This is a genomic window from Paenibacillus sp. NMA1017 (assembly GCF_058895805.1).
This window is the reverse complement of record NZ_JBZXYR010000012.1, coordinates 112,969-125,298: the sequence shown is the minus strand read 5'-3', so window position 1 is coordinate 125,298 and position 12,330 is coordinate 112,969. Positions and strand designations below refer to the sequence as shown.

At 48.7% G+C, this 12,330-nt stretch carries 10 protein-coding genes; 5 read left to right on the top strand and 5 right to left on the bottom strand.

All coding sequences use genetic code 11. The annotated features are described in order from the left end of the window. Positions 1-83 precede the first annotated feature (83 nt). Positions 84-1,574 carry a sensor histidine kinase gene (locus AC5ELV_RS22555; protein ID WP_493431958.1) on the bottom strand — a complete coding sequence of 497 codons (1,491 nt, stop codon included), beginning with the start codon at positions 1,572-1,574 and terminating at the stop codon, positions 84-86. After that, positions 1,571-2,257, bottom strand: a complete 687-nt coding sequence (locus AC5ELV_RS22550) for a response regulator transcription factor (RefSeq protein ID WP_250242209.1) — start codon at positions 2,255-2,257, stop codon at positions 1,571-1,573. The genes AC5ELV_RS22555 and AC5ELV_RS22550 overlap by 4 nt, the downstream gene beginning before the upstream one ends. Before the next feature lie 288 nt (positions 2,258-2,545). On the opposite strand from AC5ELV_RS22550, the gene AC5ELV_RS22545 reads away from it, so the two are divergent. The 5 genes from AC5ELV_RS22545 (at position 2,546) to AC5ELV_RS22525 (ending at position 8,285) form a co-directional block, all read left to right on the top strand. Further along, positions 2,546-4,900, top strand: a complete 2,355-nt coding sequence (locus AC5ELV_RS22545; RefSeq protein ID WP_493431957.1) for a glycosyltransferase family 39 protein — start codon at positions 2,546-2,548, stop codon at positions 4,898-4,900. Positions 4,901-4,917: 17 nt separating this feature from the next. Beyond that, on the top strand, positions 4,918-6,009 hold the full coding sequence (locus AC5ELV_RS22540; RefSeq protein ID WP_493431956.1) for a glycosyltransferase family 2 protein: 1,092 nt from the start codon (positions 4,918-4,920) through the stop codon (positions 6,007-6,009). 3 nt (positions 6,010-6,012) lie between these two features. Next, positions 6,013-6,435, top strand: coding sequence for a GtrA family protein (locus AC5ELV_RS22535; protein ID WP_493431955.1), 423 nt, complete (start codon positions 6,013-6,015; stop codon positions 6,433-6,435). Beyond that, positions 6,432-7,313 carry a UTP--glucose-1-phosphate uridylyltransferase GalU gene (galU, locus tag AC5ELV_RS22530; protein ID WP_493431954.1) on the top strand — a complete coding sequence of 294 codons (882 nt, stop codon included), beginning with the start codon at positions 6,432-6,434 and terminating at the stop codon, positions 7,311-7,313. Before AC5ELV_RS22535 ends, galU begins: the two co-directional genes overlap by 4 nt. 144 nt (positions 7,314-7,457) lie before the next feature. After that, a complete protein-coding gene (locus AC5ELV_RS22525) occupies positions 7,458-8,285 on the top strand; it encodes a class I SAM-dependent methyltransferase (protein ID WP_493431953.1) in 828 nt (275 codons plus the stop codon). 135 nt (positions 8,286-8,420) lie between these two features. Here the strand turns inward: AC5ELV_RS22525 and AC5ELV_RS22520 are convergent, their stop codons facing one another. From AC5ELV_RS22520 to AC5ELV_RS22510, 3 genes are all read right to left on the bottom strand, one after another. After that, positions 8,421-9,167 (bottom strand): glycerophosphodiester phosphodiesterase, encoded by a 747-nt coding sequence (locus tag AC5ELV_RS22520; protein ID WP_493431952.1) that lies wholly within the window; start codon positions 9,165-9,167, stop codon positions 8,421-8,423. An 88-nt stretch (positions 9,168-9,255) separates the two neighbouring features. Then, on the bottom strand, positions 9,256-10,317 hold the full coding sequence (locus tag AC5ELV_RS22515) for a hypothetical protein (RefSeq protein ID WP_493431951.1): 1,062 nt from the start codon (positions 10,315-10,317) through the stop codon (positions 9,256-9,258). 24 nt (positions 10,318-10,341) lie between these two features. Next, complete coding sequence (locus AC5ELV_RS22510; RefSeq protein ID WP_493431950.1) at positions 10,342-12,237, bottom strand: HSP90 family protein; 1,896 nt, start codon at positions 12,235-12,237, stop codon at positions 10,342-10,344. Between the last annotated feature and the right edge of the window lie 93 nt (positions 12,238-12,330).

Here is a 12,330-nt window from a genome sequence, read left to right as displayed (position 1 = left end):
CAATAGAAAAGCCTCCCGAGCCGTATTATAACCAAAGCTACGGTTCGGGGGGCTATTTTTATGTTACGCCATAATCTGCAATACTATACTGTTCCCGCTAAAGGTAGCGTTACTTTGAATACACTCCCTGTTCCCGGTGTGCTTTCGACCATAATGTTCCCGCCGTGTGCTTCCACGATAGACTGTGTAATGGCCAGACCAAGGCCCGCCCCGCCTGAGCTACGTGTACGCGATTCATCTCCACGATAAAAACGCTCAAATATCCGCTCCAGCTGTTCTTTACTCATGCCTGGTCCGTTATCACGAATTTGGATATCCACCAACTTCTTACCTGCAGACAGGTTTACCTGGATCACACCTCTTTCCATATCGGTATGCTGAACCGCATTGTGAAACAGGTTGAGCACGACCTGCTTGATCTTATCCCCCTCTGCCAATACCCGTATACCTGCCGTCATATCAAAAACCACTTTACGTGTACCTGCCAGCATAAGGAGCTGCGGTTTCATTTCCAGCAGCAACGCATCTAGTGGTATGTCTTCCAGCTTCAACTCCGGTGTTCGATCCAGCTTAGCCAACAATAGTAAATCAGAGACAAGTTTATTCATCCGCTTGGACTCACCATACATACTTTCTAGTGCCGATTGAAGCTGCTTCGGATTAGATGCTGCCCCACGAAGCAGCACTTCCAAGAAGCCGTGAATAGACGTGAGCGGGGTGCGCAGTTCATGGGAAGCATCCGCAATAAATCGTCTCATCTGCATCTGCAATTCCCGCTCGGCAGCAAAAGAATGCTCCAGCCGTTCCAGCATCCCGTTAAATGAAACCGCCAAACGATCCACCTCATACTGCCCCTGCTCTGCATCAAAGCGCTCGGCCAGATTGCCGGCATCAATACGTTTGACTGCCTCGACCATCCTGGAAAGGGGCACCAACGTGCGGCGCAGCACAGGCAACATAAGCGCTAACCCAATCGCAAGCGCAATCAGTGACAATAAAATAAAGGTGCGAAGCTGGTTAATCAACTGCTCTTGCATAGAAATCGTGGATACGCCCATTTGAAGTAAACCGGACGAACGGCCAGGTGGACCGAGCGGACGGAATACAACCAGTTGCTCTTTACCCTGAGCATCCGTGATTAATTGATAGCCGTGACGCATGCGTTTGCTCTGCTGCATCGCTTGATATTGCTCAGTGGTGAGATGTGGCGGCTTAAGTCCGTTTTCGTTGGACAAGCTGTGGAAGGTGCCGTCTGTATCTATAGAAGCGAGCGACATATCCGGCCAGAACAAAAACGGCCCCGGTCGATTATTCCTCCGATTGGTTTGTTCTTGGGGAGCGGTTACCCCACTCTGCTCCTGCGAACTCTTAATCAATAAATCGGCAGGAATTGAATTCAGCTGCGTATCCATAGCTTCTGCCCGACTACGATACAGAAAATCTTTCATCAGAAAATATTGTAGAAAACCAATCAATACGAGCAGCAAAGCCAAAATGAGTAACGTTCTGGCTAAAAGCTGGGACCGGAGAGAACGGAGCGCATATTTTCTCCGACTTTTCCCGCCCGCTTTCATAGCAGATCCACCCGGTATCCCACACCGCGCAGCGTACGAATGACCCGGTGCTCCTTGTCTTTGAGTTTTTCACGTAAGGAGCGAATGTACACCTCAACAATATTATCCTCGCCCCCAAAATCGTACCCCCATACCCGGTCCAGAATACGACTTTTACTCAGCACAATTCCGTGATTAAGCACCAGAAACTTCAATAGTTCATATTCAGTAGGCGACAGCTCCAGCACCTGACTCTGATAACGAATTTCCTTGCGTCGATCATCCACTTGAAAGGGGCCGTGAACCACTTCCCCCAGCAGATCAGGGAACTGATTGCGCAAGCGCGCTTCAATGCGAGCCAGCAGCTCATTAAAACTGAAGGGCTTTACGACATAATCATCCGCGCCGAGTTTTAATCCCTTTACCCGATCGTCTACATCATCCTTGGCAGTCAGCATAATGACCGCGATGTTATCCTCCGTCTCCTTGAGACTTTGGCACACCTCAAAACCGTTCATTTCCGGCATCATCACATCCAGCACCGCTACATGCGGACGAAACTCTCTTGCCAAATCGAGCGCTGCACTCCCGTTCTCGGCGGTTCTGACTTCATATCCTTCATTAATCAGTCCAAGCTCTAAAAATTGCAAAATATGAGGCTCATCATCTGCCAGCATAATTTTAACTCCGTGTATTGGATTCATTGTTAATCTTCCCTTTCATGTTGCCACATTTTTCTCATAAAAAAGTCAGTTCATTTATTACCTGTATCTAATATAACTGAATCCTGTCGTAAAAAAAGCACCTCTGCTCAGCTTTCAGCTAACGTTCAGGGAGCGCTCAGAGCCCATTAAGGTACGTATGGCATGATAATAGCAAGCCGGTAGTTCACCGGGCCAAGATCAGAGGCGACTGGTCATTCCGCAGTCCTGAAGATAGCGGCTAGAACAACGGAATAAATACAAAGAATTTTCACAGGGAGTGGAATGAACATGATTAAGAAATGGTTTAAGACCAGGGCGGACATCCCCCTGATCATCATTATGCTGATATCCGCATTTTTGAACGGATACAACATCTGGCAAGACAAATATGTAAACACCTACTATACGACGGCCGTAGCAAGCATGCTACAGAGCTTTCACAACTTCTTTTTCGCCTCACTTGATTCTGCCGGATCGGTAACGGTAGACAAACCGCCTGTGGTGTTCTGGATTCAGACACTGAGCGCCTATATATTCGGGCTTCACGGATGGAGCGTTATCTTGCCACAGGCGCTGGCTCAGGTCGGATCGGTCTTGCTCGTTTACTTACTCGTCAAACCGAGCTTCGGTACGATGGCCGCACGTTTGGCCGCTTTCGCAATGGCAACGACACCGATAGCCGTAGCGGTTAGCCGCACGAATAACATCGACGCTATGTTGGTTTTCACACTGTTGCTCGCAACATGGCTATTGTTCAGAGGCATTAGAAATAGCAAAACCGGGCTGATCCTTGCTGCTTTCGCAGTCGTAGGCATCGCCTTTAACGAAAAAATGTTGCAAGCCTATATGATCGTTCCCGCATTGGGTCTGTTCTATCTGCTAGCCTCCAAGTTTAACTGGAAGCGAAAAGCAGTAACACTGGTAGGTTCGGCAGTTGTCCTCCTGATCGTATCGCTCTCTTGGGCAGTCGTAGTGGACTCCACTCCGGCAGATGAACGTCCTTATATGGGGAGTAGCGGTACCAACTCTGTACTGAATTTGGCCTTTGGTTATAACGGCCTGTCTCGTCTGACAGGTGATCGGGGTACAGGTGGCAATCGTGGCGGTGAACGCACAGATCGGGACAATATCGCTACAACGAATAGCAGCAATCCGAACACAGATCAAGCTCAGACGACTACATCATCGGACAGCACTACCACTACGGATGACTCTGGTGTCAACAACATGGCAACAGGCGGATTCGGTGCAGGTGGTCAAATGCCACCGGGTGGATTTGGCGGCAACGGACAAAGTGGTCCTGGAGATGGGCAAGGTGGCCAGGGTGGACCAGGCGGTGGAGCGGGAGGGAATTCCGGTGGCGGCATGTTCGGCACTGGCGAGAAAGGACCTTTGCGGTTGTTCCAATCTTCCCTGTCAGGTCAAGCCAGCTGGCTGCTTCCATTCGCATTGATTGCTTCCATCGGTCTGCTTGCAAGCATTCGACGTCGTAATATCACACAAAAACACAAAGAGGTCATCTTCTGGCTGGCCTGGTTGATTCCCGTAGCTGCATTTTTCAGCGTAGCAGGATTCTTTCATCATTATTACCTGATTATGCTCGCGCCACCAATTGCTGCGCTCTTTGGAGCAGGATTCGTAGAATTGTGGCAGCAGTATCGTGAGCGTTCCAACTGGCTCTCCTGGCTGTTACCCGCAGCAGTATTGGCAACCTCGGTATTTAGCTGGTTTGTTTTGCAAAATTACAACGATACCATTGGTAGCGGCTGGTCCATCGCGGTATTGATCCTAGGGATCATCGGCACGGTGCTACTGGTAGTAGCACGAATGAAATCTGAGAAGTTCACAAGATTCGCCATCATTGCAAGTGTGCTCGCTATGTTTATCGGCCCCGTGTACTGGGCATTGACACCGATCATCTACGGGGGGAACAGCATGATTCCACAAGCTGGACCGACTCAATCTGGTTTTGGTGGTGGTGGCGGAATGCCGGGCGGCAATGATCGCAATAGAGGTCAGAGCGCCAATGGACAACAAGCCGAAGGAACTCAAACGAGTAACCAGACCAATAATGCAGAGAATTCCAGTCCTGATGGAAATACTTCAAGCACACAAACAAGTACAGACACGGAGCAAAAATCTTCTACCCGTTCCAGAGGAATGGGGGGACCAAATGGTAGCCAAAGTTTAGATCAAAAAACGTTGAGCTATTTGCAAAAAAATAACACAGGTGAAACCTACCTTTTCGCAGCAAGTAATTATTCAACGGCTGCTCCTTACCTGGTCGAAGCCGGACAAAAAGTAATTATTATGAACGGTTTTGTATCTTCCGATCCAGTCTATACCGTCGATAAAATCAAGGCGTTGGTCGAAAGCGGCCAAGTGAAGTACTTCATGATTTCTGGTGGAGGCGGCGGACCGGACGGCGGTAACTCCGAAGTCACTGCATGGATCAAAGAACACGGTAAAGTGATCCCTACAGATGAATGGAAAACAACAACAGGCGAAACAAGTACAGACGTTAAGGCAACCGGGAGCGGAAGCGACACCACGAACAGCAATGCAAACGCCCAGGATGGTCAAGGTAGCCCTGGCGGAGACGAACGTGGCGGAAGCGGTACTTTATACGAAATCACATTATAAATGAGGAGGAACTACGAATGAGTGAACCTATCCGTTATTCCATAGTTATTCCGATGTACAACGAGGAAGCCGTTATTACGGAAACCTACCGGAGGCTGAAACAAGTCATGGGTTCAATGGGTGAGCCCTACGAGCTGATCTTCGTAAATGATGGAAGTTCGGACCGCAGCGTCCAATTGATCAAGGAATTCAGTCTCAGAGATGACACCATTGTATTGATTGATTTTTCTCGCAATTTTGGTCATCAGCTAGCGATTACCGCCGGGATGGATTATGCGGTGGGAGAGGCGGTCGTCGTCATTGACGCCGACCTCCAGGACCCGCCGGAACTGATTGTTGAGATGGCTAACAAGTGGAAGGAAGGCTATGAGGTGGTCTACGCCAAACGGCTCAAACGCAATGGCGAAACTCGCTTCAAGAAATGGTCTGCCAGCCTCTTCTATCGTGTACTCAAAGCATCAACGGATATTAATATCCCGGTCGATACCGGAGATTTCCGCTTAATGGATCGCAAGGTTATAGATGAATTGAAACGGCTGCCGGAAAATAACCGATTCGTTCGTGGACTGGTCAGCTGGATCGGGTTCAAACAAACTGCTGTAGAATATGAGCGCGACGAGCGGCTCGCAGGCGAAACCAAGTATCCGTTGAAACGAATGATTAAGCTCAGTCTGGACGGGATCACATCCTTTTCGATTAAACCGCTCAAGCTGGCAGGGTATATCGGCGCACTTCTATCCATGTCCGGCTTTCTATATCTGATGTACGTACTGTTTCTCAACTTTTTCACCGATTCCTATGTGATGAAGGGCTGGTCGTCTATGATTAGCATCAGCCTGATCTTTGACGGGGTGATCCTGATCATTCTCGGTATTATGGGTGAATATGTTGGACGGATTTATGACGAAACCAAAGCACGCCCGCTTTACATTGTTCGTGAGCATCTCGGTGGACAATACGAAAACGGTCCGACACATGCTATGAAAGTCCCTGAACCACGTGACTCCCTGTACATGCAAGGAGCCCGTGAAAGCCTGATTTCGGCAGGACGCACAGTGCGCGGCAACAGTGCAGTATATACCGGACCCAAATCCGGTCATGGAGCCTAACCCATGAAAAGTCGCATGGCCCAGCTGCTTCCTATGATCCGATTTGGCATCGTAGGTCTGGTGAATACGGGCGTAGATTATATCATTTTTATGCTGCTAGCTTGGGTCGGGGTACCGGTCATTGTGGCACAGATCATTTCGTACAGCTGCGGCACAGCCAACAGTTATATTTTGAACAGCAAATGGACATTCAACAAACAACTATCAAACGACACTAATAAGCATCAATTACCTAAATTTATCGTCATCAACCTCATCGTATTGGGGGTAACCTCCTTATTACTGCAGGTGCTTCACACTGGAACCGAGTCGCCACTTGCTTTAGGCAAGCTGATCGCCACCGCAGCCGGAATGATCATCAATTATATCGGGAGCCGATACTGGGTATTCGGTTCCCCATCCCGAAAGGAAAGTGAGTTTCTATGAGAAAAATTACAAAAGCTGTTATTCCAGCCGCCGGATTAGGGACCCGTTTTCTACCAGCTACGAAAGCTTTACCGAAAGAGATGCTTCCCATCGTAGACAAGCCAGCTATTCAATATATCGTAGAAGAAGCCATCAAGTCCGGAATTGAGAGCATCATTATCGTAACGGGGCGTAATAAAAAAGCCATCGAGGATCATTTTGACAAGTCTGTGGAGTTGGAGCAGGTACTGGAGAGCAAAGGTAAATACGATCTCCTACGTGAAGTTCAAAGCATCGGGGGCAAAGCAGTCATTCACTATATTCGTCAAAAAGAACCCCTCGGCCTGGGACATGCGGTCAGCTGCGCTTGTCAGTTCATTGGCGATGAGCCCTTCGCCGTGCTGCTGGGCGATGATATTATGAATTCCTCCACCCCGGCGATTCGTCAAATGATGGATGTTTACGAAGCGACTGGCAAGCAAGTGGTCGGCGTGCGCACAGTGGAAGAACAGGATGTGAGTAAATACGGCATTATTGACTCCACTCACCAGAACGGTCTCATTCACGAAGTCGGTGGACTTGTTGAAAAACCTTCTCCGGCAGAGGCCCCCTCGCGGCAGGCAGTCATTGGTCGGTATGTATTGGAGCCTTCCATTTTCTCTATATTGGAAAACCTGTCCACTGGAGCGGGCGGTGAATACCAATTGACAGATGCCCTTCATCAAGTAGCAATGCAGAACCAACTGCTCGCATTAGAACTGGAAGGCACACGTTATGATATTGGAGATAAAGCTGGATATCTGGAAGCCGTGCTCCACATGGGTATGCAACGCGAAGATTTGCGTCCAATGCTTGACTCCATGATGCGCGAGTGGGCGCTTGCTTCAATGATAAAATAGGGGAATTTCCTTCCTCCGAAATCCAACGGGTGCTGTGAAATCACGAGAGTAGATGGATGAACATGTAAACTTGTACAATATACGAGTACAGCAGCATTTGAATCTGCACGGCCGCCCGGTCGAAACTAAGGAGGAAAAGGACCTATGATACCTGAGGGAAATCTGCAAAGTAATGTGGATCGTTTCAACGGTTTTGCCGACAACTACGATCAGCACCGCCCGGAAGCGCCGTCACTCGTCGTGGAAATCATCAGCCGTTATCTGGAGCGAAACGTAGAGCTAGTTGCCGATATTGGCTGCGGTACAGGACTTTCAACTTTCATATGGGAGAACGCCGCTCGGCAAATCGTCGGTATCGAGCCTAACCCGGATATGAGAGGAAAAGCACAGCACAAGCTGGAGACAGCAGGAACGACAATAGCAGAAACCATTTCCTTCAAAAGCGGGTTCTCCAACAACCTGCCCTTTGAGGACGGAACTGTAGACGTCATTACCTGCTCTCAATCCTTTCACTGGATGGACCCCGAGAGCACGCTTCAGGAAGCGGGCAGGATCTTGGCTCAGGGCGGCGTGTTCGCAGCCTTTGACTGTGACTGGCCTCCGGTGCTGCAATGGCAGATAGAGCAAGCTTATACAGAGCTTATCACCAAAGCGGATACCCTTTTGGAACAGGAAGCCCCAGTAGAGCAGCAAGCTCATAAATGGAGCAAGGACCAGCATTTAGCTAATCTGCACCGTAGCGGACAATTCCGATATACCCGGGAGATTGTCTTTCACAACCGTGAGCAGTGTGACGCAACTCGTTATACAGGGCTTGCTCTCAGCCAAGGGGGTATTCAAAGTCTCTTCAAACTTGGTAATCGAGCGCTTGACGACGATATAGCCCGCTTCGTGAAGCTGGTAGAGAATCATTTTCAGGGCAGAACACTAGACATTCTGTTCAGCTATCGCATGCGTCTCGGCATCAAGTAAAAAGGAATCAAGGCCAAAAAAGACTCTCCCTCGCCTCGTAAAAACGAGTTCGTACAGGAGAGTCTTTTTTGCTTCAATAAATAGTCATAGTCATATCCATGCAAACCTAAGTCGCAGTTCCGCTGTGTCTTCGACTTAGGAAGAGCGAACATCCAATAAGTGTGCCAACCGATCAGGATAATCCGTGATGATGCCGTTCACCCCTGCCTCCAGCAGACGCTTCATTTCTTCCGGTTCATTCACCGTCCATGGATGGTAGACGACGCCTAATGCCAAAGCCTCTGATACAGCTTCTGGTGTAACAACTTGTTTGTAGGCATGAAGTGCTGTAACCCCGAATTGGGTGGCATACTCCGATGGACGAACCATAATTTCGATATACAGCGCCCCCGTCTTGATTTCAGGAGCAAGCTGCGCACAGAGCGCCAGCGATTCGTGATTGAAGCTGGATATGATTACCCGCTGTTCCAACCCAAAACGCTTCACGGCAGCAATGACCTCTTCCTCCATTCCCGGATAGAGATAAATGCTATTTTTCAACTCTAAATTAATAATTGTATTCGAGGACAGGGCTAGTTCCAGTAGCTCATCCAGCATCGGGACCCGCTCACCTCGGAATTTCTCATCAAACCAACCGCCCGCATCCAGTTTATTTAATTCTTCCAGCGTAATATCCCTTACATCCAGTAAGCAACCTGTCGTACGCTCCAGCGACTCATCGTGAATCAGCACCAGATGCCCATCTTGGGTACGCTGCACATCCGTTTCTATACCTGTTGCTCCCAGTTCCAAGGCGTGGCGGAATGCCGCCATCGTATTCTCAGGACATACACCTGAAGCTCCGCGGTGTGCGAAATTAATCACCTTTTCGGTTACAGTCACAACATAACCCCTCCTGTCATTTCACAGGAACATTATACCTGCTCATTGTTTGGGCTGTATAAAGTATTCGTCACAGCTACCACTTCTTCTATGCCGTTTGAACAATTTTCCCGATCCAATCGGAATAAAACGTATTCCCGTTCCGTCGATCAAAATCAGCCGCCGCTGACTCTGCCAGTGGCCTAAAATACGCAATGATTTCTGTCAATGTGCGATCCTCTTTACCCCATTCCAAGGAAGCCGGCAACCGGATCAACCGTTTTTCTCCCGCAGTATCCAACTTTTGCAGCAGACTCACCATCGTCGCGTAAAAATACATCTGCTCCAGCCCGCTCTCATAGTCTAGCGCCATATGTAGATGACGCTCTACCACATCGATTCCTTGAATCGGATCGGCAATCGCCAAATATTCGATATGCTCCGCTATCGTTTTCAGAAAGTCGCGGTCATCCCGAATCAGGCGGTAGCCTTTGCGATGATTGTCCTTCGCCTGAGCTACTTCCCCTTGACGATAGAGCGGCAATAATACCTGAGAAAGCGTCACATGCGGTACTTCTGCACATTTCATCCGTCCCGACAAAATCGGTTTTGCCACGGCAAGCGCCTGCTCATCTTCTCCGGTCAAGTAGTAGAAACGCACCATCTGGCTTTGCTCGCAGGCCTCACAATCACTCATACTGTCCCGCTCGACCAAGCGGAAGGTATCCAGATATCGCCGTGCTTCATCCAGTTCACCCATGTCCATCGCGATACGGAACTTATAATAGTAATATGGACGCTCATTATACCCATATTCGGCATAACGTCTGCGCATATCCTCCGCCAGATCTTCTATTTGAGTCTTCGATATATTGGAAAAGCTGCACACCTTACCGAGTATCCATTTGTAATTCCACAACAGCTCATCTGCGTCGTATTCCTCTGGATTTTGATCAAATTGGCCCAACTGCCACGAAAAAGCAATCAGCGACTTCAATGGATATCCGTTAAAAATAGCGCAGTCTACAATCTCTCCCCGGATTTCATAAGCGAGTTCCTTCAATCCGGAAGTATCTGCCAAGCGGACTGCTTCTTCCAGAAGCGCCAGCTTTGCCGCCCCTCCGGGCAGATCCTGCGCCTGCTCCATCAAATCATATATCGTATCTTCCATTTGGCTCCCCCTATAATTACGCAATTACGAATTTTGTTTGTTCCCTAATCCCCAATTGATAAAATGCAGTACACTCCGATTCATCAGTCCCAACTCACTGCGGTTCATCGGGTAGTGCCCCATCATAAGCGCATTCACATACATCATTTCTGTAGCAGCCGTGACCATCTGCGTATCGGTAGCTTCAAGAATCCGCGCCACCACCGGGTTGTTCAGATTAAAGTATAAGGTGGAATAACCCGAATTCTGCTGGACACCTGCTTTCAGACTATCAAGCACATTGGAAAAAAGTGAGGTTGTCTCCTCAACCGTGTTTTCCATGGAGCGCAAGGTCAGTGCATCCTGAGAAATGGTATACAACACTGGCAAACTCGCAGGCTCAAAACGCTTCAACTCAGCGCGGCAACGCATCGGCTGCAAAGCAGCATCCATGACACGTAGCACACCGTAATAATTCTCGCGCTCTTCCTGTGTTAGCCCGGTAAATGAAAGAGATACTTCCTCAGGGCTAAGACGCTCTGTTTGCAGGTTAGGGTCAATCCAATGCAGCCTTTCCAAAATGTCTGAATCATAAATATAGCCGCCATTGATCACCAACATGGATTGCGCCGCCGCCACATGCGTAATCTGACGATACTCATCTACTGTCGATGTGTAATGCAGTGGAAGTCCGTCCGCCTCTTGGATTAGTTCTTTCAGCTCACGCCGCCCAAATGTACTTTCGAAGGAAAACCAACGGTACATTATCCGCAAAAATTCATCATCCTCCACGGCGAGCGCCTTCATGGACAGCTCATGCAAACGAATCCAGTGCTGCAAGCGGTCTGGCTCATACTGCGCCATGCGTAGCAGTTCTTCCCGAATACAGGTCCCCAGTTCAGAACGAACATCGTCAAGTTGCTCATTCTCATAAAAATACTCACGTGATGCCGTTGGTTGCAATTCATCTGTCCAAATCAGACTTTTAATAAAGAATGCCCATTCCGGCAAAACATTTTCCGCCTTGTCCGACACCAGCATATGCTTCAGGTACACCCGATGCAGCCGCTTGCTGTTCAGATTAACACTGCGAGGCAAAATGAATGCAATCCCGCCTGTTCTGCCCGATGCCGTCCGCAACGGTATAAAATCACTGAAGCGCTCGCCCATCAAGCGATAGCCTAAATCCAGTACCTCACTACGGCGACTCCGTAATTGTTCTGGGTCCTGCATCCAGCTCGTCGATGGAAGATTGACGCGCTTGGTCTCCCCATCTACAGACAGCATAACCGGATACGGCAGCAACGCCCCATAATAGAATAAAGACTCCTCTACGTGCGCTGGCTCATAATAAAACTCGCTTCCCGGCTTGCAACGCAAATAAATTTGTGTTCCTACAGGCAGTTCGGTATCCAATCGACGAATCGTATACGTCCCATCCGGCTTCCCTCTCCATTCCATGGAGATGCCTTCCTTCACCGAGCGGGTCAGCACTACAATTTCATCGCTCACCATAAAGCAGGATAGCAATCCAATCCCAAAGCGTCCGATAAACGAAGTCTCAGAAGCTAGCAAATCGGCTCCCTTCTTGGAAGACTGACCGATGATCGACAAAAAACGGTGAATGTCTTCTTCTGACAATCCAATGCCGTTATCCTGAATCATCAATACCTGATTCTCCCCGGAACCAGATAACTCTACGATGACTTTACCTTCATAGTCGTTACTCTCAGAAGCTGTATCTTCAAGGGTCTTGTCTTCTTGTAATACATTACTTTCAGCAGCAGCCTTCCGCAGCTCCTTGCGAGCCGTGATCGCATCTGTTGCATTTTGCAAAACCTCACGTATAAACACTCGCGGACTGCTATATAAATGATTGGCTAAAATATCAATCATACCGCCCAAGTTCACTTGAAAACGATATTGGTCTGTCTGACTCATACAGATCATTCCTTTCTCGAAATGCTACAACCATCATCTGGTTTTAAATAGACTGTCTCTTAAAGTATAACGTGGATTTAAGTCGGATTGCAC

Excerpts from the sequence above, each read along its gene's own strand:
- AC5ELV_RS22515 (WP_493431951.1), bottom strand. The coding sequence starts at position 10,317 with ATGGAAGATACGATATATGATTTGATGGAGCAGGCGCAGGATCTGCCC.
- AC5ELV_RS22550 (WP_250242209.1), bottom strand. The coding sequence starts at position 2,257 with ATGAATCCAATACACGGAGTTAAAATTATGCTGGCAGATGATGAGCCT.
- AC5ELV_RS22555 (WP_493431958.1), bottom strand. The coding sequence starts at position 1,574 with ATGAAAGCGGGCGGGAAAAGTCGGAGAAAATATGCGCTCCGTTCTCTC.
- AC5ELV_RS22540 (WP_493431956.1), top strand. The coding sequence starts at position 4,918 with ATGAGTGAACCTATCCGTTATTCCATAGTTATTCCGATGTACAACGAG.
- AC5ELV_RS22525 (WP_493431953.1), top strand. The coding sequence starts at position 7,458 with ATGATACCTGAGGGAAATCTGCAAAGTAATGTGGATCGTTTCAACGGT.
- galU (WP_493431954.1), top strand. The coding sequence starts at position 6,432 with ATGAGAAAAATTACAAAAGCTGTTATTCCAGCCGCCGGATTAGGGACC.
- AC5ELV_RS22545 (WP_493431957.1), top strand. The coding sequence starts at position 2,546 with ATGATTAAGAAATGGTTTAAGACCAGGGCGGACATCCCCCTGATCATC.
- AC5ELV_RS22510 (WP_493431950.1), bottom strand. The coding sequence starts at position 12,237 with ATGAGTCAGACAGACCAATATCGTTTTCAAGTGAACTTGGGCGGTATG.
- AC5ELV_RS22535 (WP_493431955.1), top strand. The coding sequence starts at position 6,013 with ATGAAAAGTCGCATGGCCCAGCTGCTTCCTATGATCCGATTTGGCATC.